The 24,610-nt window shown below is 67.6% G+C and carries 22 protein-coding genes; 16 read left to right on the top strand and 6 right to left on the bottom strand.

Going from position 1 to position 24,610, the window contains the following annotated elements; translation table 11 throughout:
• Nucleotides 1–368: GlsB/YeaQ/YmgE family stress response membrane protein (locus tag ACIQF4_RS09880; RefSeq protein ID WP_400579949.1), on the top strand; the 368-nt coding region annotated here is incomplete at its 5' end.
• A gap of 123 nt (nt 369–491) precedes the next feature.
• Here the strand turns inward: ACIQF4_RS09880 and nhaA are convergent.
• Complete coding sequence (gene nhaA / locus ACIQF4_RS09875) at nt 492–1,844, bottom strand: Na+/H+ antiporter NhaA (RefSeq protein WP_400514798.1); 1,353 nt, start codon at nt 1,842–1,844, stop codon at nt 492–494.
• 233 nt (nt 1,845–2,077) lie between these two features.
• Here nhaA and ACIQF4_RS09870 point away from each other — a divergent pair, with 233 nt between their 5' ends.
• The 3 genes from ACIQF4_RS09870 (at nt 2,078) to ACIQF4_RS09860 (ending at nt 4,360) form a co-directional block, all read left to right on the top strand.
• Entirely contained in the window at nt 2,078–2,854 is a 777-nt protein-coding gene (locus ACIQF4_RS09870; protein WP_400514800.1) for a hypothetical protein, read from the top strand.
• Nucleotides 2,855–2,887: 33 nt separating this feature from the next.
• Complete coding sequence (locus ACIQF4_RS09865) at nt 2,888–3,592, top strand: sortase domain-bontaining protein (protein WP_400515175.1); 705 nt, start codon at nt 2,888–2,890, stop codon at nt 3,590–3,592.
• 99 nt (nt 3,593–3,691) lie between these two features.
• Nucleotides 3,692–4,360: a hypothetical protein gene (locus ACIQF4_RS09860; protein ID WP_400514802.1), complete on the top strand. Its 669-nt coding sequence runs from the start codon at nt 3,692–3,694 to the stop codon at nt 4,358–4,360.
• Between the two features lie 6 nt (nt 4,361–4,366).
• Here the strand turns inward: ACIQF4_RS09860 and ACIQF4_RS09855 are convergent, their stop codons facing one another.
• Nucleotides 4,367–5,038, bottom strand: coding sequence for a PAS and ANTAR domain-containing protein (locus tag ACIQF4_RS09855; protein WP_400514803.1), 672 nt, complete (start codon nt 5,036–5,038; stop codon nt 4,367–4,369).
• A gap of 290 nt (nt 5,039–5,328) precedes the next feature.
• Here ACIQF4_RS09855 and ACIQF4_RS09850 point away from each other — a divergent pair, with 290 nt between their 5' ends.
• The 4 genes from ACIQF4_RS09850 to ACIQF4_RS09835 all read left to right on the top strand — a co-directional run bounded on the left by ACIQF4_RS09850 (nt 5,329) and on the right by ACIQF4_RS09835 (nt 9,173).
• The gene (locus ACIQF4_RS09850; protein WP_400514805.1) at nt 5,329–5,664 is read left to right on the top strand and encodes a heavy-metal-associated domain-containing protein; all 336 of its coding nucleotides are present in this window, start codon (nt 5,329–5,331) and stop codon (nt 5,662–5,664) included.
• A gap of 54 nt (nt 5,665–5,718) precedes the next feature.
• Entirely contained in the window at nt 5,719–7,902 is a 2,184-nt protein-coding gene (locus ACIQF4_RS09845; protein WP_400514807.1) for a copper-translocating P-type ATPase, read from the top strand.
• A gap of 61 nt (nt 7,903–7,963) precedes the next feature.
• Complete coding sequence (locus ACIQF4_RS09840; protein ID WP_350002745.1) at nt 7,964–8,482, top strand: hypothetical protein; 519 nt, start codon at nt 7,964–7,966, stop codon at nt 8,480–8,482.
• A 73-nt stretch (nt 8,483–8,555) separates the two neighbouring features.
• A complete protein-coding gene (locus tag ACIQF4_RS09835) occupies nt 8,556–9,173 on the top strand; it encodes a DUF305 domain-containing protein (protein ID WP_350002747.1) in 618 nt (205 codons plus the stop codon).
• A gap of 59 nt (nt 9,174–9,232) precedes the next feature.
• On the opposite strand, the gene ACIQF4_RS09830 is transcribed toward ACIQF4_RS09835, so the two are convergent.
• Nucleotides 9,233–10,480: an FAD-dependent oxidoreductase gene (locus ACIQF4_RS09830; RefSeq protein ID WP_400514809.1), complete on the bottom strand. Its 1,248-nt coding sequence runs from the start codon at nt 10,478–10,480 to the stop codon at nt 9,233–9,235.
• A gap of 238 nt (nt 10,481–10,718) precedes the next feature.
• Here ACIQF4_RS09830 and ACIQF4_RS09825 point away from each other — a divergent pair, with 238 nt between their 5' ends.
• From ACIQF4_RS09825 to ACIQF4_RS09800, 6 genes are all read left to right on the top strand, one after another.
• Entirely contained in the window at nt 10,719–11,357 is a 639-nt protein-coding gene (locus tag ACIQF4_RS09825; RefSeq protein ID WP_400514812.1) for a low molecular weight phosphatase family protein, read from the top strand.
• A 100-nt stretch (nt 11,358–11,457) separates the two neighbouring features.
• Entirely contained in the window at nt 11,458–12,612 is a 1,155-nt protein-coding gene (locus tag ACIQF4_RS09820; RefSeq protein WP_400514814.1) for an LCP family protein, read from the top strand.
• A 171-nt stretch (nt 12,613–12,783) separates the two neighbouring features.
• Complete coding sequence (locus tag ACIQF4_RS09815; protein ID WP_400514816.1) at nt 12,784–13,845, top strand: LCP family protein; 1,062 nt, start codon at nt 12,784–12,786, stop codon at nt 13,843–13,845.
• Nucleotides 13,846–14,091: 246 nt separating this feature from the next.
• Nucleotides 14,092–15,792 carry an alkaline phosphatase D family protein gene (locus ACIQF4_RS09810; RefSeq protein ID WP_400514818.1) on the top strand — a complete coding sequence of 567 codons (1,701 nt, stop codon included), beginning with the start codon at nt 14,092–14,094 and terminating at the stop codon, nt 15,790–15,792.
• Nucleotides 15,793–15,911: 119 nt separating this feature from the next.
• On the top strand, nt 15,912–16,688 hold the full coding sequence (locus ACIQF4_RS09805; protein ID WP_231456995.1) for a histidine phosphatase family protein: 777 nt from the start codon (nt 15,912–15,914) through the stop codon (nt 16,686–16,688).
• Entirely contained in the window at nt 16,672–17,598 is a 927-nt protein-coding gene (locus tag ACIQF4_RS09800) for an NAD(P)H-hydrate dehydratase (protein WP_400514820.1), read from the top strand. Before ACIQF4_RS09805 ends, ACIQF4_RS09800 begins: the two co-directional genes overlap by 17 nt.
• 212 nt (nt 17,599–17,810) lie before the next feature.
• Here ACIQF4_RS09800 and ACIQF4_RS09795 read toward each other — a convergent pair whose 3' ends face one another.
• Both ACIQF4_RS09795 and ACIQF4_RS09790 read right to left on the bottom strand, forming a co-directional pair.
• Complete coding sequence (locus tag ACIQF4_RS09795) at nt 17,811–18,233, bottom strand: Hsp20/alpha crystallin family protein (RefSeq protein WP_400514821.1); 423 nt, start codon at nt 18,231–18,233, stop codon at nt 17,811–17,813.
• 241 nt (nt 18,234–18,474) lie between these two features.
• Nucleotides 18,475–18,666: a hypothetical protein gene (locus tag ACIQF4_RS09790; RefSeq protein ID WP_104184607.1), complete on the bottom strand. Its 192-nt coding sequence runs from the start codon at nt 18,664–18,666 to the stop codon at nt 18,475–18,477.
• Between the two features lie 324 nt (nt 18,667–18,990).
• On the opposite strand from ACIQF4_RS09790, the gene ACIQF4_RS09785 reads away from it, so the two are divergent.
• Nucleotides 18,991–21,222 (top strand): S9 family peptidase, encoded by a 2,232-nt coding sequence (locus ACIQF4_RS09785; RefSeq protein ID WP_400514822.1) that lies wholly within the window; start codon nt 18,991–18,993, stop codon nt 21,220–21,222.
• A gap of 86 nt (nt 21,223–21,308) precedes the next feature.
• Here the strand turns inward: ACIQF4_RS09785 and ACIQF4_RS09780 are convergent, their stop codons facing one another.
• On the bottom strand, nt 21,309–21,761 hold the full coding sequence (locus ACIQF4_RS09780; RefSeq protein ID WP_400514824.1) for an SRPBCC family protein: 453 nt from the start codon (nt 21,759–21,761) through the stop codon (nt 21,309–21,311).
• 186 nt (nt 21,762–21,947) lie between these two features.
• On the opposite strand from ACIQF4_RS09780, the gene ACIQF4_RS09775 reads away from it, so the two are divergent.
• Complete coding sequence (locus ACIQF4_RS09775) at nt 21,948–24,548, top strand: AMP-binding protein (protein WP_400514826.1); 2,601 nt, start codon at nt 21,948–21,950, stop codon at nt 24,546–24,548.
• Nucleotides 24,549–24,610: the final 62 nt, after the last annotated feature.

Genomic DNA, 24,610 nt, shown 5'->3' with positions numbered 1-24,610 from the left:
CGACGCCCGGAACACACCCCTGCCCGCGGCGCATCATCTCGCACCGGTCACGCCAGGACGGCCAGCCGAAGGCTCATCGGTGGATCGAGGCTAAGGAGCACACCGTGATTGGATTCATCGTTGCCGGCCTGATCATTGGCGCATTGGCCCGCCTCATCAAGCCGGGCAAGCAGAACTTGGGCCTGCTGGCCACTCTCCTGCTCGGCCTGGCCGGCTCGGTCATCGGCGGAGTGATCGCTTCGCTGCTGGGCACCGGCGACATCTTCGAGCTGAACTTCCTGGGCTTTATCGTGGCCGTCATCGCCGCGGTGCTGTTGGTGGGAACAGCCGAGGCCATCGTGGGCCGCCGGAGGTCGGTGCGCCGCTAGGCGCCCTCGCCGGTCCGGGCTGCACCGCCCACTGCTACGCCAAAACGCGGGGTCGTTCCGCACCCTCCCGAGGTTTCGGGAAGGCGCGGAACGACCCCGCGTTGCTGTTAGGTGAGTGCGCCGTCAGTTCCGTTCCTGGTACACGTCCGGGATGCCGTCCTGGTCCGCGTCCACCTTCTCCAGCGCCTCGGCTTCCCGGTACTGCCGGTTCCTGGTCTTCAGCACGGCAGTGGCCAGCAGCGCCGCCAGGACGGATGCGGCCAGGATGCCCACCTTGGCGTGGTCGTCGTGCAGGCTGCCCTGGCCGAAGCTGAGCTCGGCCACCAGCAGGGACACGGTGAATCCGATCCCGGCCAGGAGTGCCACGCCGAAAATATCGATCCACTTGAAGGACTTGTCCAGCTCCGCCCGGGTGGCCTTGGTCAGGAGCCAGGTGACGCCCAGGATGCCGATGGGCTTGCCCACCACCAGGCCCACGATGATGCCCAGCGCCACCGGATCCGCAAGGGCTGAACCGAGCCCCTCCCAGCCTCCAACCGCAACGCCGGCGGAGAAGAACGCGAAGATGGGAACGGCCACGCCCGCCGAGATGGGCCGGAAGCGGTGTTCGAAGATTTCCGCCAGGCCGGGCCCTGCATCCGGACCGCCGGAAGCCTGGGAGCGGAAGACGGGGACGGCAAAGCCCAGCAGCACGCCGGCCACCGTGGCGTGGATGCCGGACGCGTGGACAAGGGCCCAGGTGACCATGCCAAGCGGCAGCAGGATGAACCAGGCAGCGGAGGCCTTCATGCCGAAGAAGTGGCGGTATTTGTGCGCCAGGAAGGCGTAGAGCGCCAGCGGAATGAGGGCCAGGAGCAGCGGCGTGACGTCCAGGTCGCTGGTGTAGAAGAACGCGATGATGGTGATCGCAATGAGGTCGTCCACCACAGCGAGCGTCAGCAGGAAGATGCGCAGGGCGCTGGGCAGGTGGGACCCGATGATGGCCAGAACCGCCACCGCGAATGCGATGTCCGTGGCCGTGGGGATGGCCCAGCCGCGCAGGGTTTCGGGGCTGGTGAGGTTGATGGCAACGTAGATCAGCGCCGGAACCACCACGCCGCCCGCGGCCGCGGCAACGGGGACGATCGACTTGCTGATCTGGCGGAGGTCCCCCGCCACGAACTCGCGTTTGAGCTCCAGGCCAACCAGGAAGAAGAAGATGGCCAGCAGTCCGTCCGCCGCCCAGGCCCCAAGGCTGAGTTCAAGGTGCCAGGGCTCGTAGCCAACCTTCAGATCCCTGAGGGCAAAGTAGCTGTCCGACGCCGGCGAGTTGGCCCAGATGAGGGCGATGACCGCAGCGGCAACCAGCAGGGCGCCGCCAACGGTTTCCTTGCGGAGAATCTCCCCGATCCGGAGTGCCTCGGCGTAACTGCCACGGGAAAGGACTGCGGATTTCCCCGGCCTGGACGGGGGTGTAGGGGGCGTGGGCTGGTTCATGGAGTCTCCTGGCATTTGGGGTCTACAAGACTATGCCGACCAGACTTCCCGGCGCACCTTCGTTCCATCCTACAGGGGTGCGTTGCCCTTGCCCCCGCCGGGTTTTGCGTACCGCACGGCACCGGCCGCTGTGGTTCATTTCACTTATTTCCCATCCGTAACAGCAGTGGCTCCGAAGTACTCCTGTCCCTCATCTGGGACGAACGCCACGTGTATGAGGAGACTGCTTTCCGATGAACAAGACACTTCGCTTCCTTGCCGTACCTACCCTGGCTTTGGGCGCCCTTGCGCTTTCAGGCGCCCCCGCCATGGCCCACGACGGCGCCGACCACTACCAGTCCACCCTGGGCCAGATCAACGGCAGCTCAGCCTCCGGCACCATCACCGTTGATGTCACGGGCAACCAGGCCCACGCCGTCCTCAAGGTCTCCGGCCTGGCCGCAACCTTCATGGACGCCCCCTACCCCCACGTCCAGCACATCCATGGCGGAGCCCAGGGCGTGTGCCCGGCACCGTCCGCGGACAAGGACGGCGACCAGGTTGTCTCCACCACCGAAGGCGCACCAAGCTACGGCGGCATTGTCACCACCCTGTCCACCAGCGGCGACACCAGCCCCGCCGCCGGCCTTGACCTCAAGGTGGCGGGCCAGGGCGCAAGCTACACCGTGGACCGCACCTTTGAAGTGAACGCCGAGACGAAGGCCGCCCTGGAAGCAGGAACCGCCGTGGTTGTGGTCCACGGCCTCGACCCGGCAACCCTGAGCGCAGCAGGCCAGGCAGCCAAGAGCGACCTTGTTCCCGAGCTTCCGCTGGCGGCCACCTCCCCCGCCCTCTGCGGGACCCTGACCGCCGGACAGATGAAGATGCCCGCGGGCGGCGCTGACACCGGCATCGCCCAGGAAACCGGCACTGACACCGGCGCCCTGGCCCTCGGTGGCGGCCTGGCCCTGGTTGCCCTTGCCGGCGGCGCCTACGTTGTCCGTCGCCGCAGCGCCGGATCCGAAGCCTAAGCCCGGGCTGACTGGACCAATACTGTGACACTCATGAAATCCGGCCGCCGCGGGGGCCTTCGGGCCACCACGGCGGCCGGGCTTCTGCTCATTCTGGCCCTTACCGGCTGCGGCACCTCAGGTGCCGGGCCGTCCGACGCCGGTGCCGCACCCTCCGCTTCCGGCGCACCTTCGGCATCCGGGGCGCCTTCCACGGCGCCCGCCCCTCCTGCGGCCGGCCGGGCGGTGCCGGCACCAGCCCCGTCCACTCCGGCGCCTGCGGCCGCCGAACCGCCAGTCCTGTCCCGGTCAGAGCCGGTGGTCCTGGAAATCCCCGCCATCGGGGTGCGGACCGATCTGCTCAAGCTGGGCCTGCGGGAGAACGGCTCACTTGAGGTACCGCAGGACTCCGGCAGCGGCGCTCCGGCCAGCTGGTACAACGGCTCCCCCACCCCCGGCGAACGTGGACCGTCCGTCATGCTGGGCCACGTCAACTCTCCCAGCGGCCGTGGCGGAGTGTTCGCGGACCTCCGCAAGCTCACCCCGGGAGCCGAGATCAACGTCTCGCGAACCGACGGCAGCACCGCCGTGTTTACCGTTGACCGCGGAGCCCTCTACAGCAAAAACGACTTCCCCACGCTGGAGGTCTATGGAAACACGGCAGGGTCCGAACTCCGGCTGATCACCTGCGACGGCTACGACCCCGCCACGGGGCTCTTCGACGACAACTACGTCATCTACGCCAAGCTCAAAGCCTGAACTGCTACCCGCCAAACCTTTCCCGCCGACGCCCAATCCCCCAGGAACCGAACAAACGGCCGCGAACCCGTACAGGAGTGCGGCCAGGACGGACGAGTCATGACCCACCGCACCCCGCTGCTTGCTTCGCTTGCTGTCTCAGCCCTGCTGCTCTCCGGCTGCGCTGCTGCGGCGGGGTCCGTGGGAGCGGCTCCAGCGCCGTCGTCGGACATTTCCTCTCCTGTGGACGGAGCACCGGAAGCCGAATCCCCGTCAGCCGCGTCCCCCTCAACGCAGGGCGGCCACGCGGGGCACCACGGCGGGGGCTCCCCCTCTCCGCGCACCGCCGCCAGCGGACCCAGTGAAGCCGCCAAGATGGTGTGCGGTGAACAGCCAATGGACCGGCTCACCGAGATCCTGGACCTTGGGCAGGATCCGCACACAGTGGACAGCTGGGCGGACAGCATCTTCACGTGCACGTACCACCTGAATGAAGGTGCCTTGGACATTTCCGTCAGGGAGGCGCCGGGCAAGGCCGCCGCGCTGACCTACTTTGACGCCATGCAGGCGCTGGCGGTGGACGCGGCGCCTATCGAAGGGCTCGCCAACCTCGGCTTTCCGGCCTACGAAACCGCGGACGGATCGGCAGTGTTCCAGAAGGACAACTTCGTCCTGCACGTGGACGCCTCGGACCTGCCGGAGGCCATGGGACCGGACGGCATCAGCCGCAATGCGCTGGCCTACCAGTTGTCCACCACCATCCTGGCGTGCTGGGTGGAGCATCACTAACCGGCCCTAGACAGCCCGCTTCCGCGTCGCGGCAGTTCCCCGGCCATCCATCTGGATGGCCTTGACGGCAGCGTCCAGGTACTGGCGCGACTCTGCCACGTTGGCCAGTTGCACCAGCTCCGCTGCCACCACCACCAGCTTCACGTTCCGGTGGCTGCTGGTGCTCACCAGCATCTGGAAAGCGTCCTCGGAGCCCATACCCAGCTGGCCCATGAGGATGCCCCGGGCCTGGTCTATGACAGTCCGCGTTGACGTGGCTCCAATGACCGCTTCCCGGGCCGTATGCTCGGTTTCGCGCTGGAGCGTGGTGGTGAGGTCCACCATCACACCTTCGAGGGCGGTGACCTTACCGTCCTTGGTAATGGCGTCACCGGAGGTCAGGACCCGGCGGGTGCGCCCCTGGGCGTCGATGATGCGGTGGTACATACAGAAATAGCCGCCGGTCCGGACAACCTGGGCAACAATTTCCTCGCACCGGGGCCTGTCCTCCGGATGCTTGTGGGAGTAGAGCAGCTCCAGGGTGGGCACCACCTCGCCCCGGCGGTATCCGTGCAGTTGGAATATGTCGTCAGACCAACTGATCTTCCCGGTTTCAAGATCGGCAAGGAACGTCCCCGCAAGGCACTGGTTGTCCCCCAGCGCGCTCGAGTAGGTATAAGGGCCGGTCAGCTCTGACACAAGGCCACCTCCATGTAGCGTCCAACACGTCCCCGGCCGTTGGCACAGTCCGCACTATTTCCCATTATGGCCGGGTATGGCCCCTGCTGGTAAGGCCTAATGGCCCCTTCCCCCTTGTGGGGTGTTGCATGACGGGAGAAAGGGTTGACGCGTATACCCCCTAGGGGTATATTCAAGGTGTTGTCAGTGAAGTGGTATGTCCCGGCCGGTGTCCCGCACCGCCATCACAGCCGTTCAACCCCAGCACCTGCCCCGAAAGGAATAGCCCTTCACCAAGGAATGGAACTGACATGTTTGACATTGAGAACCGCACCGAGCTCCCCCTGGCCTCCAGCGCCGGCTGCAGCTGCTGCTCCCCCGCCGGCCACGCGCAGGAGGCGCCGGCCGCCGTCGTAATTTCCGACGCCGATGCCCCCTCCCCGCGGACGTTCGCCGTTGAGGGCCTCACCTGCGGGCACTGCGTGCAGACGGTGGAGAAGGCCGTCTCCGCCCTTGACGGGATCGACTCGGCGTCCGTTGACCTGGTGGCAGGCGGCCGTTCCGGCCTTACCGTTGCCGGCTCCACCACAGACGCGGCGGTCCGCCAGGCCGTCACCGCAGCCGGGTATTCCCTGGCTTCCAACTGATTTTTCTGCACCGGGGCTGCTGCCCCGGGTGCGGCGCCCTCCAAGGAGGAACAGATGCAGGACCACCAGCACCACCATCACGACGACGACCGCCCCTCAGGCGGAACAGTCACCGCAGCGGAAACTGCCTCAGCCGGCGCCGGGCACGCGGGCCACGGCGGGCACCAGCATCCCGGGCACCACGGTCCGGGGCACCACGGTGACGAATCCACCGCCCGCCACGACGACGACCATACTGTCCACACCCACGGGCAGCATGCCGGACACAGCACGGCCATGTTCAAGAACAGGTTCTGGCTGACGCTGGCCCTCTCCATCCCCGTGGTCTATTTCAGCCCCATGGTGGGGCACCTCCTGGGCTACATGGCCCCCATGTTCCCCGGCTCAACCTGGATCCCGCCCGTCCTGGGCACAGTGATCTTCCTCTACGGCGGCCAGCCCTTCCTCAAGGGCGGCCTGCAGGAGCTCAAGGACCGCCGGCCGGGCATGATGCTGCTGATCGCCATGGCCATCACCGTGGCATTCGCCGCCTCCTGGGTCACCAGCCTGGGGCTGGGCGGCTTCGACCTGGACTTCTGGTGGGAACTCGCCCTGCTGGTGGCCATCATGCTGCTGGGCCACTGGATCGAGATGCGCGCCCTGGGATCTGCCCAAGGGGCCCTGGATGCCCTTGCCGCGCTGCTGCCTGATGAAGCCGAGCGCATTACGGACACCGGCACGGAAACCGTTCCCGTGTCCGAACTCCAGCCTGAGGACCTGGTCCTGGTCCGCTCGGGCGCCCGGATGCCGGCCGACGGAACAGTGGTGGAAGGGCAGGCCGAGTTCGACGAATCCATGATCACCGGCGAATCCAAGACCGTTCCCCGCGGCCCCGGAGACGCCGTGGTGACCGGAACCGTGGCCACCGACACCAGCGTCCGCGTCCGGGTCACCGCCGTGGGCGACGACACCGCCCTGGCAGGCATCCAGCGGCTGGTGGCCGAGGCACAGTCGTCATCCTCGCGCGCCCAGGCCTTGGCCGACCGTGCCGCAGCCTTCCTGTTCTACTTTGCCGCCGGCGCAGGTGTCCTGACGTTCATCGCCTGGACCCTGCTGGGCAGCATCCCGGAAGCCGTCACCCGCACCGTCACCGTCCTGGTCATCGCCTGCCCGCACGCCCTGGGCCTGGCCATCCCGCTGGTGATCGCTATTTCCACCGAGCAGGCCGCGCGCGCCGGGGTCCTGATCAAGAACCGGATGGCGCTGGAGCGGATGCGCACCATCGACGTTGTCCTCTTCGACAAGACCGGCACGCTCACCACGGGCGCACCGCAGCTCAAGGACGTGGCGGCCGCCGAAGGAGTGGACCCCGATGAGCTGCTGGCCCTGGCCGCCGCCGTCGAGGCGGACAGCGAGCATCCCGTGGCAAAGGCGATCGTCCGCGCGGCCCGGGAACGCAACCTCACCCTTCCGGTCGCCAGCGGGTTCACCTCCCTCACCGGACGCGGCGTCAAAGCCAGCGTGGACGGACGCACCGTGCACGTGGGCGGGCCCGCGCTCCTGCGCGAGCTGGACGCCGTCGAACCTTCCGCACTGGCACAGTCCACCCGGGCCTGGATGGACCGCGGCGCGGCCGTGCTGCATGTGATTGACGGCGACGGCCGCGTACTGGGCGCCGTCAGCCTGGAGGACGCGGTGCGTGCGGAGTCGCGCCAGGCCGTGGCGGCGCTGCAGAACCGCGGCGTCAAGGTGGGCATGATCACCGGCGACGCCCGGCAGGTGGCCCAAGCCGTGGCCGAGGACCTGAACATCGACGAGGTGTTCGCCGAAGTCCTGCCGGCGGACAAGGACAAGAAGGTTGCCGAACTGCAGGCCCGCGGGCTGAAGGTGGCCATGGTGGGCGACGGCGTCAACGACTCCCCGGCGCTGGCACGTGCCGAGGTGGGCATCGCGATCGGCGCCGGCACGGATGTGGCCATGGAGTCCGCCGGGGTGGTGCTGGCCGGAAATGATCCGCGTGCCGTGCTGTCCATGGTGGATCTGTCCCGCGCCAGCTACCGCAAGATGTGGCAGAACCTGGTGTGGGCCACGGGCTACAACGTCCTGTCCGTGCCGCTGGCCGCGGGTGTCCTGGCGTTCGCCGGGGTGGTGCTCTCGCCGGCAGCCGGAGCCGTCCTGATGTCCGCATCCACTATTGTGGTGGCCTTGAATGCCCAGCTGCTGCGGCGGGTGAAACTCAACCCGTCGGAGGTACGTTGAAAGAACTGGGCACCGCCTGCCCTGCAGCAGTCCAGTCCAGCCCCGAGAAGGAGGAACCAGCATGACCGCACGCGCCAGCGTCCTGTCGGCAGCGCTCCTCCGCGCGGGGCTGCTGGCTGCGGTGATGGCCATCGTGGCCGGAATCTTCGGCATGCACGTCATGACCGCGGACCATTCGTCCCACGCAGCCCCCACGGATGTCACCCTCACGGCCGGGGACCCCGCCGTCGGGCACGCTCCCGTTGCCCATACCGCGGAGGAACACGCGGCCGTGGGGCACACGGCCGGGCACGCCGCCGTCGGACATTCTGCAACTGGCCACCCAGCCAGCGCGGCAGACGCAGCTGGTGCGGGCGCATCCTTCACCACCTCCGCATCCTGCAGCGCGGGCTGCCCGGATGCGCGGGAAGCCGGCGCGTCCTGCACCCCGCTGGCAAAGGCCGGATCGCTGGCGGCCGTCCCGCCCCCGGCCGGCCAGACCGCACTCCTGGCGCCGGCGGCCGGCACCCTAGGGGCCAACCGCTACTCCTTCATTCCGCCAAGCCCAACGCCCTGCGAATTGTCCATCAGCCGAACGTAAAGAGACTGCGGAGGCGTGGCCACCCACGCCTCCAGACGTCCAGTTCACCTACTTCCCTGAAGGACCATCAAGAATGAACAGCACGATCAAAACCCTGTCCGTCGCCGCTGCGCTGGCAGCCTCGCTCGGCCTGGCCGGATGCGCCGCCGATTCCGGCAGCACCGGCGGAAGCACCATGCCCATGAACCACAGCTCCGGCCCCGCTGCCAGCATGATGCCGGATGCAAGCGCCAACCATAATCCGGCGGACATCGCCTTTTCCCAGATGATGATCCCGCACCACGCGCAGGCCGTTGAGATGAGCGACATGATCCTGGCGAAACCGGACATGCCCGCGGACGTCACCGCCCTGGCCACCAAGATCAAGGACGCGCAGGCTCCTGAGATCGAAACCATGACCGGGTGGCTCGAGGGCTGGAACGTGCCCGCCATGATGTCCGACCACTCCGGCCACGGCATGACCGGCATGGTCGATTCGGAGGGCATGGAGAAGCTCAAGGATGCGCAGGGAATGAACGCCGTCCGGCTCTTCCTGGAGCACATGATCGGACACCATGAAGGCGCCGTGGACATGGCGCAGCAGGAGATCGGCGCCGGCAAGCACCCCGAAAGCATCCAGCTCGCCCGCGACATCATCACCGCCCAGGAGGCGGAGATCGCCGAGATGAAGGAGATGCTGGCCGGGCTCTAACCCTCCCCCGGACGCTCTCTCACTTTCCTTGGGAAGGTGGGAGAGCGTCCGTCTGGCGATCAGCGCCGGCGGGTGGATCGCCTGGATGCGGGTGCCGCGGGGTTCACGTGCTCGGGACGGATTCCGACGCCGATGAACCGTGCGGTGAAGCGGCGCAGCAGCGGCGAGGCGAGACGGATCAGCGCAACCACCCAACCCGGTGCGAAGCGGCGGCCCGTCGCTGCCCTGGAGATGGCCTTGTGCCCGTTGCGCTGGATCAGCTGCATGACCTTCACCGGCAGCTCGCGGCGCCGCTGGACCGCTGCGAGTTTCTCCACCGGCACAGCCCCGGCAGCCAGGTCCCCGGAGACGGCGTTGAACAGCGCTACCGCGTCCTGGATGGCGAAGTTAACCCCCACGCCGAACACCGGTGACATTGCGTGGGCGGCATCGCCGATCGCCATGAATCCGGGCCGGTACCAGCGCCGCAGCCGGTTGATCTGGACGGAGAGGAGTTTGACCTGCCCCCAGTCCTGCAGGGTGCCCACCACCGGCTGGAGCACGGGAGCCGCGCGTGAAAGCCGTTCACGGAAGGCGTCCAGCCCTTCCCCGCGCAGCTCGTCCAGACCTCCTTTTCGGATGGCCATGCCCGACTGGTACCTGTCGCCCCGGTCAAGCGTGAGGACCATCCCGCGGGAGGAGATATACCCGAGGGTCACGGGCGGCGGCGAGGGCGGCTTGGGAAGGTTGAACCACAGCACATCGATGGGCACACCGAATTGGTCAGGTACCAGCCCCGCCGCGGCCCGCAGCACCGACGCCCGCCCGTCCGCTGCGACGGTCAGCGTGGCACGGACGTCCCGTCCGCCGTCGGGCGTTTCAACCCGCACGCCCCGCACCTGGCCCTGCTCCATGATCAGCCCGGTGGCCTCTGTGTTCATGAGCAGCTCAAACGTGGGGAACTCTGCGGCCTCGCGGGCCAGGAAGTTCAGGAAGTCCCACTGCGGCGCCAGGACCAGGAAGTTGTCCGGGGCCCTGAGGGTGCGGAAGTCAGCCATGGTGATGCGCTGCCCCTCCACCACGGCGTCAAGGGTGGGCAAACGCGTGAGGGGCAACTGCAGGAATTTTTCACGCAACCCGAGCTCGCCGAGCAGGGTCACCGTGGAAGGGTGCACCGTGTCGCCGCGGAAGTCGCGCAGGAAGTCCGCGTGCTTCTCCAGCACGGTGACTTTCAGGCCGGCGCGCGCGAGCAGGTAGCCGAGCACCATGCCGGCCGGGCCGCCGCCGGCAATCACGCAGTCGCGTCCGGGCTGGTCTCCTGGGCTCATGGTGCCACTCCTCCGCATCGGTGCCTGCCTCAATGGTGGCCGCAGTGCCGCTGGAATGGTAGTGACGCGCACCGGTTTCGCCGACGTCTGGTGAGAGAGCGTCACGTCAAAAGCAACGTCAAGTGAGAGAGCGTCACGGGAAAAGCAGCGTTAAGTGAGAGAGCGTGGGGGTGTTGCGTGTTAAGTTGAAACGTGCGGGCCGGACGGTCCGCGCACCGGCTGGAAAGAGAAAATCCCCTTGGACACATCCGCACCAGTACGAATCCTCACCGTCTGCACCGGCAACATCTGCCGCTCGCCGGTGGCCGAGAGGCTGCTGCAGGCAGGCCTGAACCAGGCGGTGCCGGGCGGTTTCGTGGTTTCCAGCGCGGGGACGCGTGCCATGGTGGGTGAGCCCATGCAGCCCATCTCAGCTGACATAGTGCGCACCTTCGGCGGTGACGCTGACAACTTCGCGGCCCGCCAGTTGACCCCGGCCATCCTGCGCGGCGTGGACCTGGTGCTCACCATGACCACGGCACACCGCGGCGAAGTGCTGCAGCTGGACGCCTCGCTCCTCAAGCGGACCTTCACCATCCGCGAGTTTGCCCGCATGCTCGACGTCCTGGACGAGCGCGCGGCAGCAATGGACGGGGGCACACCTCCTGCAGGAGCGTCCGACGACGGCGACCGGCTGGCTGCCAACGCCGCCTTCTGGAAGAGCCTGGCAGCGCGCGCCGCGGGGGTCCGGCACTTGTCCCTGCCGCCCAACGCAGGGGATAACGACATCATCGACCCCTACCGGCGCTCGCCCGAGGTGTACCGGCAGATGGAAGACGAACTGGCTCCGGCCATCGTCTCCATCCTCCGCCATGCCCGACTTAACGTTCCCGCCTGAGCCGGCCTCCGCCGTCGTCATTCCAACCTGTGGTTTTCTCTGTGGTTTTTCTGCGGATTCCCCCGATGTAACGAAAATTTGCCGATGCTAATTTTCCCAAATGGGCATCCAGCTGCACGATCCAAGCACCCAGCCAGCCGACGCGTCCGAGCCGGCCAAACGCCGCAGGCGCCACCCGTTGCGGACCATCCTGCTGGTGCTCCTGGCCGTGGCAATCATCATTCCTGCCTCCGCCGGGGCCTACCTGTACAGCCTGGGACAGATCTACGAGTCCGAGATCACCACCATCGACTCTCCCTGGCCGGCGGAATCCACCCGGCCCCAGCGCCAGCAGCCGGACGCGGCCGCGGGAGAAGCAGCACCGGGTGACGCCGGGGGGTCGGGCGGAAGCCAGAGCGGCGGCGGAACGGCGGAGGGCAGCCAAAATGCCGTGGCCGACGGCATGCTGAACATCCTGGTGATGGGCAGCGACAGCCGCGGCGCCACAACGGAGGAAGCGCTGTCCGGCGGCAACTCCAACCAGCGCGCCGACACCCTCATGCTGGTGCACGTCCCCGCGGACAGGTCCAAGATCTTCACCGTTTCCCTCATGCGGGACCTGTGGGTGGACATCCCGGGCCGCGGCCAGGCCAAGATCAACGCAGCCCTCGCGTACGGCGGCGTCCCGCTGATGGTGCAGACGGTCGAGTCATTGTTCAACCAGCGCATCGACCATGTGGCCATGATCGACTTCGAGGGCTTTGTGGGCATGACCGATGCCCTGGGCGGGGTGGAAGTGAACGTCACGCAGCCGTTCGTGTCGCCGCACAGCAGCAAGAAGTACGCCAAGGGCCCCACGGTCCTGGACGGCAAGGGCGCCCTTGACTTCGTCCGCGAGCGCTACGCCTACGCGGACGGCGACTACCAGCGGGTGCGCAACCAGCAGGCCTTCCTGCAGGCGCTGCTGGCCAAGAACCTCAGCCGGGACACGCTCCTGAACCCCGTGAAGATCCACAACGTCATCAGCTCCATGGCCCCGTTCGTCAGCGCGGACAGCGGCCTGAACGCCGGAACCCTGGCACGGCTGGGGCTGGAGCTCCGGAACGTCCGGTCCGACGACATGGAAATGTTCACCCTCCCAACCCTCGGAACGGGAACGTCGGCGGACGGACAGTCGATCGTGATCCCGGACCGCAACGCCATTGCGGGGCTCTCAAGGGCGCTGGCAGATGACAGTTTGGACAAGTTTGTAGCCAGCAGGGGCCTTGCGGGCTGACACTGATCCCACCTACCCACAATGAGGTGAGACATCGTGAGCACACCTGGCGGTCCTGATTCTTCCGGTCCTGATTCTTCCGGTCCTGGTTCGTCCGGGGCCGGTTCGTCCGGGGCCGGGGGCACAGGCCCCACCGATCCCCCCGCGTCCGGTCCGCATGGCGGCAGCTGGGTGGCACACGGCCGGCGGCGGTGGATCGCAGCGCTGCTGGCGTTCGTCCTGGTGGCGGTGGCCGCCGTCGCCGTCATCAGCCTCAACCGGCCCGGCACCGAGGCACAGCCCGCGGCAACGCAGAGTGAAACGCCGTCGCCCTCGCCGTCGGAGACCCCGTCCCCCTCGCCGTCGGAGACACCTTCAGAAACACCTCCCCCGGCCCCGGCTCCCCCGCCGCCTCCGGAGCCCATCCCGGATCTGCCGGCTGTGCCCATTAACGTGCTGGTGATCGGCAGTGACATGCGCGGCGTTGCGAAGGACGCGGCGGCGCACACGGCAGCAACCGGCGAAGCGATGGACCACCGGTCGGACACCCTGATGGTGGTGCACGTCCCGGCCGACCGCAGGACCCTGTACATCGTGTCCATCAACAGGGACACCTGGGTGGACATCCCGGGCTTCGGCGGCGGAAAGATCAACGCCGGGCTGCAGTACGGCGGGATCGACATGACCACCCAGACCGTGCAGCAGCTGCTCGGGATCACCATCGACCACACCCTGATGCTGGACTTCGGCGGCCTCAAAGTCCTGGTGGATGGGCTGGGCGGGATTGACGTCAACGTCCCCATTCCCTTCCAGTCCACGCACGACACCGGCCACGTCTTCGGCCCCGGCGTGAACCACCTGGACGGACAGGCGGCGCTGGAGTTCTCCCGGGAGCGGTACGCCTTCGCGGACGGCGACTTCCAGCGGGTCCGCAACCAGCAGATCCTGCTCAAGGCGGTCCTGGCCCGGCTGACCTCGGGCGGCGGCCTCAACGATGTCAATGCCGTCCGCGGGCTGGTGGACTTCGCTTCCTGCTGCCTCACCGTGAACAAGGGCTTCGACCCAGTCCAGGCCGCCATCCTGGCCTACAGCCTGCGGAACCTGGACACCAACGCCATCGGCACCATGACGCTGCCCACCGCCGGAGCGGGGTTCGTGGCAGGCCAGTCCGTGCTGTTCCCGGACTACGGCGGCATCGCCGCTGTTGGCGCGGCCCTGAGGGAGGGGCGCATCGGCGAGTTCGCGGTTCCGTAAGCCGGCCGGGGGTCAGCGCGGACACATCTCCTTAGACGCTGGCGACCAGGATAGTGGCGGGCGACGCGCACATTCGCTGGCGCGGGTGAAATGTCCGGTGCGCCGGCGATCCTGCATGTCGCCAAAGAATTGGAGCATCGAAAACGGGGCGCCCTGGCCACAGCCCTCCCGCTGTTCATCACCGAATCACCCCGCGTTCACCCGCGGGCCAGCGTCCGTGCGCCCGCCGGCGGCAGCCTGAGGGGCATGACTTCCACTCCATCGGCCGACGTATCGCGCCGCACCATCGTCAAGGGATCCGTCCTCGCCGCCGCGCTGGCCGCCGTACCCGCCGCAGCGCAGGCCGGCACCGTCCAGGCTGCCCCGCGCAACACAGGAGGGGTCGCGCTGGTGCGGAACCGGCTCACGCTGCCCAGCGGCATCGCCACCGGAGACGTCACGTCGGACTCGGCGGTGCTGTGGTCACGCGCCTCGGGGTCCGGTCGGATGAAGGCGGTCCTGCGGGCAGTGAACGACGGCGGCGAGGTCCTGCGCGGGCGCGGCGCCTTCGAGCGCGTCCTGCGGGGCCCCCGCGCCACCCAGGCCTCCGACTTCACCGCCAAGATCCACGCCGGCAACCTGCCTTCCAACACCCGCTTCGCGCTGGAGATCAGCTTCGAGGACGACGGCGGCGCATCCGGTGAGAGCGTGCGCGGCACCTTCCGCACGGCTCCGGACGCCGGGACGTACAACGGCCGGGGCCGCACCGGCGACTCAAGCAACGGAGGCGCCGCGCCGGCGTCGTCCGCCCAAAGCTTTGTATGGACCGGTGACACCGCCGGGCAGGGCTGGGGCATCAATGAGGAGATCGGCGGCATGCGCGGCTACCGGGCCATGCACCAGACGCGGCCGGACTTCTTTATCCACTCGGGAGACACCGTGTACGCGGACGGTCCGCTCACTGAAACGGTGGTTGAGAAGGACGGGCAGGTGTGGCGGAACCTGGTCACCGAGGAGGTGTCCAAGGTGGCCGAAACCCTCACGGAGTTCCGCGGCCGGCACCGTTACAACTCCATGGACGCCAACATGCGCGCCATGTTCGCCGACGTCCCGGTGATCGCCAACTGGGACGACCACGAGACCACCAACAACTGGTATCCCGGCGAAATCCTGGAGGACCCCCGCTACACCGTGCGCGACGTCAATACCCTCGCCGCCCGCGGCCGGCAGGCGTGGCAGGAGAACATGCCCATCGCCGAGTCCGCCGCGCTGTGGCGGCCGGGAACGTTCGACGACGCCGGCCAGTACCAGCCCGCCCGCATCTACCGCAAGATCTCCCGCGGCCCCCAGCTGGACATCTTCTGCCTGGACATGCGCACCTTCAAGTCCCCGAACACGGACGGCAAGGAGCCTTACGCCACTGCCCTCCTGGGCCAGGAGCAGGTGGACTGGCTGATCCGCGAGGTCGCGAAGTCGAAGGCGACGTGGAAGGTGATCGCAGCGGACCTGCCGCTCGGGATCATCGTGCCCGACGGCGCCGTGAACCAGGAGAGCCTGGCCAACCGCGATCCCGGCGCCCCGCTGGGCCGCGAGCTCGAGATTGCCGGGGTGCTGAGCGCCTTCAAGCGCAACCGGGTGAAGAACGTGGTGTGGCTGACCGCGGACGTGCATTACTGCGCGGCGCATCACTACTCCCCCGAGCGGGCGGCGTTCACCGACTTCGACCCGTTCTGGGAGTTCGTGGCCGGTCCCATCGCGGCGGGATCTTTCGGCCCGAACGCCATGGACGGCACGTTTGGTCCGGAGGTGGTTTTCTCGAAGGCCGGGCGCTTCCCCGGGGAATCACCGCGCGACGGCGAGAACCAGTTCTTCGGGCACGTCCAGTTGGATTCCGACACTTTCACGGTGAGCCTGCGGAACGCCAATGGCGCCACGGTGTTCTCGAAGGTGCTGACGCCGGAGCGGTAGGGCTGTCGCGCCGCTGCACCGGCCGCCAGCCGCCGTCGTCCGTTATTTTCCCCGGCCCATGGGTACGCCGCTGGTAGTGTTCCTGCATTCGGCAAGGCACGCGGACGGAGTGATTCTTTGTGAAAGACGACGGACTGACAGAAGCTGTGCAGGAAGCCGGGGCGGTGGAGCTGCTGCTGATCCGCCACGGTGAAAGCGAAGGGAACGTGGCTGCCACCGATGCGCGGATGGCCGGGGCGGAAGTCATCGCCGTGCCTGCCCGGGACGCCGACGTGAACCTCTCGGGCACCGGCCAGGACCAGGCCAAGGCCCTCGGCGCGGCACTGGCCCGGATCGCCGAGGAGTTCCGGCCGGACGCCGTGGTCTCCTCCCCCTACGCGCGGGCCTTCCAGACCGCCGAGATCGCTGTGGAGGCTGCCGGCTGGCCGGTGAAGGTCCAACTGGATGAGCGGCTCCGGGACCGCGAACTGGGCATCCTGGACAGGCTGACCCGGCTCGGCGTGGAAAAGCGCTACCCGGAAGAGGCCGAGCGCCGCGAGTGGCTGGGCAAGATGTACTACCGGCCGCCGGGCGGGGAATCCTGGGCGGACGTGGCGCTCCGGCTGCGCTCCGTCCTGGACGAACTGAACAACCTCGGCAGCGGGCACCGGGTGATGCTGGTGTGCCACGACGCCCTGATCATGCTGTTCCGGTACGTGCTGGAGGGAATGACCGAGAAGGAGCTCCTGGACCTGGCCGCCAGCACCTCCGTACTCAATGCCTCCATCACCCGGTTCGTGCGGCCTGCCGGCGAAGGCCCGTGGACGCTGGAGAGCTTCAACGTGGCGGACCACCTGACCGAACAGGGCGTTGCGGTCACCGAACACGGAGGGGATTCCAGTGTCCACCCGAAGTGATTCCGGTTCGCCCACCCTTGTAACGCCGTCGCTGCTGCGCGACTGGCCGCTGCCTGCACCCGGGGAGGACAAGTATTCGCGCGGCTCGGTCCTGGTGATCGGCGGCGCGCGGGCCACGCCGGGGGCGGCGCTGCTCGCCGGTGCAGCCGCACTGCGCGCCGGGGCCGGGAAGCTCACCCTGGCGGTGGCGGAATCCGTGGCGGTGCAGGTGGGGGTGGCGCTGCCTGAGTGCGGGGCGATGGGACTACCCGAAACGTCCAGCGGGTCCGTGACAGGCCAGGGACTGGACCGGATCTCCTCGTACCTCGACAACGCCGACGCCATCCTGGTGGGCCCGGGCCTTGACGATCCGGACCTCGCCGAGGACCTGCTCCGTGCCCTGCTGGAGCGGGAGGCCGCCGCCGGGGAGAAGAACGACGGCGGAGGTCCCGCCGTCGTCCTCGATGCCTTTGCTTTGGGTGCCTTGGTGAACGTGGAGGACCGGTTCGACCCGTGGAAGGGCCGCCTGATCCTGACTCCCAATCCAAAGGAGGCGGAGATCCTGCTGGGGCGGGACCTGAAGGACCTGCCGGCGGATGTTGCGGAAATTTCCGACAGGTACCAGGCCGTGGTGAGCTGCCAGGGGCTCATTGGCCGCCCGTCCGGTTTAGATGTGCCCGAGGGATCAGAGCTCTGGAAGATCACCACCGGCTACGGCGGGCTGGGCACATCCGGCAGCGGGGATGTCCTGGCGGGTGCCATCACCGGCCTGCGCGCCCGTGGAACCACGGGCCCGCAGGCTGCCTGCTGGGGAACGCATCTTCACGCGGCTGCCGCTGACCGGCTTGCCAGCAGGCTGGGACCCTTGGGATTCCTGGCCCGCGAACTGGCCGACGAGCTGCCTGCCCTGATGCTGGAACTGAACACCTGATTCCGGGGCCGGGCCACGGGCGCCGGGCCACGGAGTCCGGGCCTAGGAGTCCGGGCATGGGACGACCCCCGGCCGAAGCCGGGGGCCACCGTATCGGGAAGTCCAGGCGCAACCTGCCGATGCGCGAGAAGCGCTGTGGCGTGCTCAGAATAGCCATCCGCCCTAAGAGGCAGTACACAATCAGTGCCCGACGTCCCGATCCTGTGTTGAAACTAGGCGGCGATTTCCTGCTTTGCCCCCTTCGTCTCAATTTCGATCTTCCGCGGCTTGGCCTTTTCGGCGACAGGAATCCGCAGTGTCAGGACACCGGCGTCGTACGTAGCCTTTACATTCTCAGCATCCAGGGTGTCCCCGAGGATCAGCTGGCGGCTGAACACGCCGCGCGGCCGCTCGGCGGCGATCAACTCGGTGTCCTTGCCCGCAGGATCAGGCCGCTCGGCCTTGACCGTGAGGACGTTCCGTTCCACATCCAGGTCCACTGAATCCACATCGACGCCGGGCAGATCAAAGGCGACTACAAATTCCTGGTCCTCACGCCATGCGTCCATCGGCATTGCTGCCGGACGCGCTGCGGTGCCGAGGACCTGCTGGGCCAGCCTGTCCAGCTCGCGGAACGGATCGGTTCGCATCAACATGGCTTCCCTCCTCGTAAGAGACGGTCCAACACTTTTTGATTTCAGCCGATCTGTATTGGCTGATACAGATTTTTTATCACTGGAGAGGCAGGTCCGCAAGCGTCTCGCGGGAGATTTCTTACCCTTTTTTTGGCTGGTGTGACGCGCGCAGGAATGCGGAAAAGGGGCCCTCCGCTTTGCGCGGAAGGCCCCTTCGGAGAAACTGTTGGGTTGGAATTTGGCGACGTTCCCCGGTGCCGGCCTAGTCCCGGGTGGGGTCCGGCCGCAGCGGAGCGGGTCCCGGGTCCGGCACAGGCAGGGGCCCTGGAGGTTCGGGGGCAGGGAACGGATTGGGCGCCGGCGGGCCGGGGTGCCCGGGATGGGCTGGATCAGGCTGGGTGGGGCCCGGTTCCGGCGGGAACGGCTCGGGCTCGTGCACTGGCGGGATGGTCATGAACTTCCCCTCTCACGCTGGGCGGATGTGCCTTGGCGTGAACAGGATACGCCTGCCACCTCAAGCCCACTAGGCGCCGCCGGTTGCCTTCGCGTTGCCATTCCCTCTCTGCCACCGGAACCTCCTGCCATCGGCCGCCCCGGTCTTCTTGTGCGGTCGGGTGAGAGAGCGTCCGGGGAAAACCGACGTCAAGTGAGAGAGCGTCCGGGGAAAACCGACGTCAAGTGAGAGAGCGTCCGGGGTGGGAGGAGACGGGTTTGGCGGTGTAATCCCCCGGTAGCGAACGGCGGCAAAATTGTCCGGGCGGCTCTATATATTGAAGGAATGACCCAGACGCCGCTGCAGGATTCCGCCGCCACCGCCGTTCCCACCGCGCCGGCAGCCAAGAAAATCCCGTCCGAACGCCTCCACCACGGGGACACCTTCGTGGACAACTACGAGTGGCTGCGGGACAAGGAATCCGCCGAGGTGGTGGAGCACCTGAAGGCCGAGAACGCTTACCAGGAAGCCGTCACCGCACACCAGGAGCCGCTGCGGGAGGCCATTTTCCAGGAGATTAAGGGCCGCACCCAGGAAACCGACCTCTCCGTGCCGCACCGCAAGGACGGCTGGTGGTACTTCAGCCGCTCGGCCGAGGGCAAGGAGTACGGCATCCAGTGCCGCGTCAGGGCCGCGGATACCGGGGACAAGATTGCCGACTGGACTCCGCTGGCAGTACAGCCCGGCGTCGAGATTCCGGGCGAGGAAATCCTTTTGGACGGCAACGTCGAGGCCGAGGGCAAGCCGTTCTTCTCCGTGGGCGGATCGGCAGTGACTGTGGACGGCAACCTCTACGCCTACGCCGTGGACAACTCGGGAGATGAGCGTTTCACCCTGCGCATCAAGGACCTCCGCACCGGGGAGCTGCTGCCTGACGTCATCGAGAACATCTTCTACGGCGTCGCTTTCTCCCCGGACGGCACCCGGATCTTCTACACCGTGGTGGACGACTCCTGGCGCCCTTACCAGGTCAAGGCCCACACGCTGGGAACGCCCGTGGCCGAGGACGTTGTCATCTACCAGGAGGACGACGCCGCCATGTGGCTGGGCTTCGAGCTCTCCTCCGACCGCCGGTACCTGGTGCTGGGCATCGGATGCTCCGAATACAGCGAGACGCGCCTGCTCCGCTTTGACGATCCCGCCCAGGAGCTGACCACCGTCATCTCCCGCAACGAGCGGGTGCTCTACGAGGCCGAGCCGTTCCTGCTCACCCGCCCGGACGGCACCGTCAGCGAACACATCCTGCTCACGCACAACCGCGGTGCCATCAACTCCATGGTCTCCCTGGCGGACCCGGCCGAGCTTTCCAGGCCGCTGTCCGAGCAGGACTGGGCCACCGTCGTCGCGCATTCCGATGACGTCCGCGTCAACGGAGCCGGCGTCACCTCCACGCACCTCATCGTGTCCATCCGCAAGGACACCATCGAGCGGGTGCAGGTCATCGGGCTGAACGGGCTGGGTACCCCGGCGCAGGAGGCACCTGTTGAACCCGCCTTCGACGAAGAGCTCTACACCGCGGGCGTGGGCGGCTCGGACTACGAAGCCCCCGTGATCCGGCTGGGCTACACGTCCTACTTCACGCCGTCGCGCATCTACGACTTTGTGCTGCCCACGCCGGAGGTGCCGGCGGGAGAGCTGCTGCTGCGGAAGGAAAGTCCGGTCCTCGGCGGCTATGACGGCGACGACTATGTGGCCACCCGCGAATGGGCCACCGCCGCCGACGGCACCCGGATCCCGCTGTCCGTTCTGCGGCACAAGGCCGTGAAGCAGGATTCGACCGCGGCAGGCCTGGTGTACGGCTACGGCTCCTACGAGATGAGCATGGACCCCGGCTTCGGCATTGCGCGGCTGTCGCTGCTGGACCGCGGCGTGGTGTTCGTGATCGCCCACATCCGCGGCGGCGGCGAGCTTGGCCGGCACTGGTACGAGAACGGCAAGAAGCTCACCAAGAAGAACACTTTCACCGACTTCGTGGACGCCACCGACTGGCTGGCAGCCTCGGGCTGGGTGGACCCGGCAAGGATCGCCGCCCTGGGCGGTTCGGCCGGCGGCCTGCTGATGGGCGCCGTGGCGAATATGGCACCCGAGAAGTACGCCGTCATCGTGGCGCAGGTGCCGTTCGTGGACCCGCTGACCAGCATCCTGGATCCGGAGCTGCCGCTGTCCGCCCTGGAGTGGGAGGAATGGGGCAACCCCATCACCGACCCCCACGTCTACGAGTACATGAAGTCCTACTCCCCCTACGAGAACGTGCGCCCGGCCGCCTATCCAAAGATCGCCGCCGTCACGTCCTTCAACGACACCCGGGTCCTCTATGTTGAGCCTGCGAAGTGGGTGCAGGAGCTGCGCAACAAGACCACCGGCCCAGAGCCGATCGTCATGAAGATTGAGATGGACGGCGGCCACGGGGGTGCCTCCGGCCGCTACGTGCAGTGGCGCGAGCGGGCCTGGGACTATGCGTTCATCGCGGATTCCCTCGGCGCCACGGAGCTGCTCCCGGGCGCCGGCCTGAAATAGCAGCCCGGAACAAAAGCCAAGGGTACGACGGCGGGCGCTTCCCGCCGTCGTACGTTTGCTTTGGCGGTGCTTCAGCCTGCCGGACCTTAGGTTTGCGGGTGCTCCACCAGCCACTCGGCCAGCGTTTCAAGGTTGGCGCGGACAGTGCGGCCCTGGGCACGCTCAACGAGCGGGTCTGCCAGCTTGCCGAAGACGCCGCCCAGGCCGGACGCGGCGTCGATCCGCTGGGTGAGGCGGGTGCCGCCGTCGGCCGGTTCAAGGGTAAAGGTGATGGTGAAGTCGAGCTTGCCCTCGACGGAGCGGGACACCATGCGCCGGGGCGGATCGAACTCGATGACCTCCACGGTCCAGTCGAACTGCCGGCCCATGACCTTGCTGGTGCCGCGGCCGCGGGTGCCGACGCCGAGGGGGCCGTCCCCCACCTGTTCCGAGGCGGTAACCGAGGAGTCAAAGACCGCAACGTTCTGGAACTTCGACACGAAGTCGAAAACTTCCTGCGGCGGCCGGGTAACTACAACACTTTCTTCCACAACAGGCATTGGAGCCTCCTTCAAAGGGCACCTGATGCCGGCTCGGCTCTGCCGGCACGATAGGCAGGCACAGCGCCAGAGTGGACCGCCCGCCACACCCTGTCAAGAGGGCGCCGGCCAGCCGATTATTTCTCCACTCAATGGTCTATAACAGCGCTTTTTACTTAGGTGAGGCTTAGCTAATACCATCGTCGGATGACCACGCAGCTTGATTTCGCGCGGGTACCTTTCGCTGCCGATCTTTCGAGCTACGGAAACAGGCCTGCCATCATCACCGACGGACTGACCCTCACCTACGGCGAACTCGCCGACCGGGTGGACAGCTTCGCCCGAAGGCTGGGCACCGAACGGCGCCTCGTCGCCCTCGCCGCCTCCAACGACGTGGAGTGCGTGGTCGCGTACCTGGCAGCCCTCGCCTCCGGCCACCCGCTGATCCTTCTCCCGGAGGACAAACCCGCCGCCCTTGACTCCCTGGTGGCCGCCTACGATCCGGACGTTGTGGTGCGTTCAGCCAACGGGCAGTGTGTCTTGGACGAACGCCGCCCGGGGACCCGGCACACCCTGCATCCGGACCTTGCCCTGCTCTTGAGCACCTCAGGGTCCACCGGCTCCCCCAAGCTGGTGAGGCTTTCCCACGCCAACCTCCAGGCAAATGCCGAATCCATCGCCACCTACCTGCAGATCACCCGGGACGACCGCGCCGCCACCACGCTGCCCATGTCCTACTGCTATGGGCTTTCGGTCATCAACAGCCACCTCCTGCGCGGTGCAGGCCTGGTTCTCACTGGGCTGTCCGTCGTCGATCCGTGCTTCTGGGAGCTGTTCCGGCGGGAGGGGGCCACGGCGTTCGCCGCCGTCCCGTACACCTTCGAACTGCTGGAACGCGTGGGCTTCGCGGACCTGGACCTGCCCAGCCTGCGCTACGTCACCCAGGCCGGCGGCCGGCTGGCCCCTGACTCCGTACGGCACTACGCCGAACTGGGCCGCCGGCAGGGCTGGGACCTCTTCGTGATGTACGGGCAGACAGAAGCCACCGCCCGCATGGCCTACCTGCCGCCGGACCTCGCAACCGACCATCCCGGTGCCATCGGTGTTCCCGTTCCCGGCGGAGCCTTCCGGCTCGAGCCAGTCCCGGGACTTGCAGACGGCGAACTGGTGTACACCGGGCCGAACGTGATGCTGGGCTACGCGGAGGCCCCGGGTGACCTGGCGTTGGGCCGCACGGTGACCGAGCTGCGCACCGGCGACCTGGCCCGGAAGAACAATGCCGGGCTCTACGAGGTGACGGGACGGCGGAGCCGGTTCGTCAAGATCGTGGGGCTGCGGGTGGACCTGGGCCAGGTGGAACGCCTCCTCGCCGACCTCGGCGTGGTCGCCGCCAGCGCCGGGACGGACCAGCGGCTCGTCGTCGCCGTCGAAGGGGACCACGACACCCACCTGCTCACCAAGGTCCTCGCCCAGGGGCTGGGACTGCCGCGGGCCGCCGTCGACCTCCATGCCGTGGAGGAGCTCCCCCGCCTGGGCACGGGCAAAGTGGACTATCCGGCCGTGGCTGCCCTGCCGGCAAAACACCCCGCAACGGTCCCGCCCGCGGTGGACGTTTCCGGCGGAACGGCCCGGCACAGCAGCGCTGTACAGCCAGACACTGTCAGGCGGATCTTCCAGGACACGCTGGAACTGACGGACATTGCCGACGACGACACGTTCGTTACGCTCGGCGGCGACTCGCTGTCCTTCGTGGCCGCCTCCGTCCGGCTGGAGCAGGTGCTGGGCCACCTGCCGCCGGACTGGCACGTGACGCCGGTCCGGGACCTCAAACGGCGGCCCGACCGGCGCCGGGAGCGGCATCCCGCCAGTGAAGCCGGCGGGCATCCGGGCGGGCGCCTTGGTGGAAATCCGGGCCGCGCGTGGACGGCCAGGCTGCTGGCCCCGATGGACACCAGCCTCGTCCTCCGCGCCGTGGGGATCTTCCTCATTGCCGGCACCCACATCGGCCTGTTCAGCTGGCAGGGCATGGCGCACGTGCTGTTCGCCGCGGCAGGATTCAACTTCGCCCGCTTCCAGCTCTCCGGCGACAGGCTGCCCCGCCTGCGGCGCCAGCTCACCAGCGTGGCCCGGATCGCGGTTCCCAGCATGGTGTTCATAGCCTTCGCCTACCTGGTGACGGACCGGTACGGCCTGGTTAACATCGTGCTCCTGAACGCCGTCCTCGGCCCGGAGCAGGTGACCACGCAGTGGCATTTCTGGTTCATCGAGGTGATGGTCTACATCCTGCTGGCAATGACGGCCCTGCTCAGCGTCCCCTGGCTCCACCGTGCTGAACGCAGGTTCCCGTTCGTCTTCCCGCTGGTCCTGTTCGGCGCCGGACTGCTCACCCGCTTTGAGCTTGTCGAGCCGGGCATACCCCATACCGTCCCGGCCCTGTGGCTGTTCGCCCTGGGCTGGGCGGTGGCCCGCTCCCGCACCCTTGCCCAGCGTTGCGTGGTCACCGCCCTCACGGTCCTTACCGTCCCGGGGTTCTTCGAGAACCCCTACCGGGGCCTCACCGTGATGGCCGGGATCCTGATGCTCGCCTGGCTGCCCACCCTTCCGGTGCCCCGCGCCATGAGCCGCCTGGCGGTCCTGCTGGCCAGCGCCTCGATGCATATCTACCTGGTGCACTGGCTGGTCTACCCCCTGCTCACCGGCATCAGCGTTCCCCTGGCCGTGGCAGCCTCGCTGGCTGCCGGGGTAGCCTATTGGGCGCTGTGCAACAGGACCGCCGGGGCGGCAGCCCGCTACCTCGCACGCAGGTGAGGTGACGACGGCGGCAGCCTCCCGCCGTCGTCCGCCCACCTTCAGGCCGCGGCAGTACCCGG

The sequence above is a fragment of the Pseudarthrobacter sp. NPDC092202 genome (assembly GCF_044755505.1).
Taxonomy (GTDB): domain Bacteria; phylum Actinomycetota; class Actinomycetes; order Actinomycetales; family Micrococcaceae; genus Arthrobacter.
Note: the sequence above shows the minus strand (reverse complement) of the source record. Positions and strands in the feature narration are given on the sequence as shown.

Bases quoted from the DNA above. Each gene is read 5' to 3' on its own strand.
- nhaA (WP_400514798.1), bottom strand. From the start codon at position 1,844: ATGAACCAGCCCACGCCCCCTACACCCCCGTCCAGGCCGGGGAAATCC.
- ACIQF4_RS09870 (WP_400514800.1), top strand. From the start codon at position 2,078: ATGAACAAGACACTTCGCTTCCTTGCCGTACCTACCCTGGCTTTGGGC.
- ACIQF4_RS09865 (WP_400515175.1), top strand. From the start codon at position 2,888: ATGAAATCCGGCCGCCGCGGGGGCCTTCGGGCCACCACGGCGGCCGGG.
- ACIQF4_RS09860 (WP_400514802.1), top strand. From the start codon at position 3,692: ATGACCCACCGCACCCCGCTGCTTGCTTCGCTTGCTGTCTCAGCCCTG.
- ACIQF4_RS09850 (WP_400514805.1), top strand. From the start codon at position 5,329: ATGTTTGACATTGAGAACCGCACCGAGCTCCCCCTGGCCTCCAGCGCC.
- ACIQF4_RS09845 (WP_400514807.1), top strand. From the start codon at position 5,719: ATGCAGGACCACCAGCACCACCATCACGACGACGACCGCCCCTCAGGC.
- ACIQF4_RS09840 (WP_350002745.1), top strand. From the start codon at position 7,964: ATGACCGCACGCGCCAGCGTCCTGTCGGCAGCGCTCCTCCGCGCGGGG.
- ACIQF4_RS09835 (WP_350002747.1), top strand. From the start codon at position 8,556: ATGAACAGCACGATCAAAACCCTGTCCGTCGCCGCTGCGCTGGCAGCC.
- ACIQF4_RS09830 (WP_400514809.1), bottom strand. From the start codon at position 10,480: ATGAGCCCAGGAGACCAGCCCGGACGCGACTGCGTGATTGCCGGCGGC.
- ACIQF4_RS09820 (WP_400514814.1), top strand. From the start codon at position 11,458: ATGGGCATCCAGCTGCACGATCCAAGCACCCAGCCAGCCGACGCGTCC.
- ACIQF4_RS09810 (WP_400514818.1), top strand. From the start codon at position 14,092: ATGACTTCCACTCCATCGGCCGACGTATCGCGCCGCACCATCGTCAAG.
- ACIQF4_RS09795 (WP_400514821.1), bottom strand. From the start codon at position 18,233: ATGTTGATGCGAACCGATCCGTTCCGCGAGCTGGACAGGCTGGCCCAG.
- ACIQF4_RS09790 (WP_104184607.1), bottom strand. From the start codon at position 18,666: ATGACCATCCCGCCAGTGCACGAGCCCGAGCCGTTCCCGCCGGAACCG.
- ACIQF4_RS09785 (WP_400514822.1), top strand. From the start codon at position 18,991: ATGACCCAGACGCCGCTGCAGGATTCCGCCGCCACCGCCGTTCCCACC.
- ACIQF4_RS09780 (WP_400514824.1), bottom strand. From the start codon at position 21,761: ATGCCTGTTGTGGAAGAAAGTGTTGTAGTTACCCGGCCGCCGCAGGAA.
- ACIQF4_RS09775 (WP_400514826.1), top strand. From the start codon at position 21,948: ATGACCACGCAGCTTGATTTCGCGCGGGTACCTTTCGCTGCCGATCTT.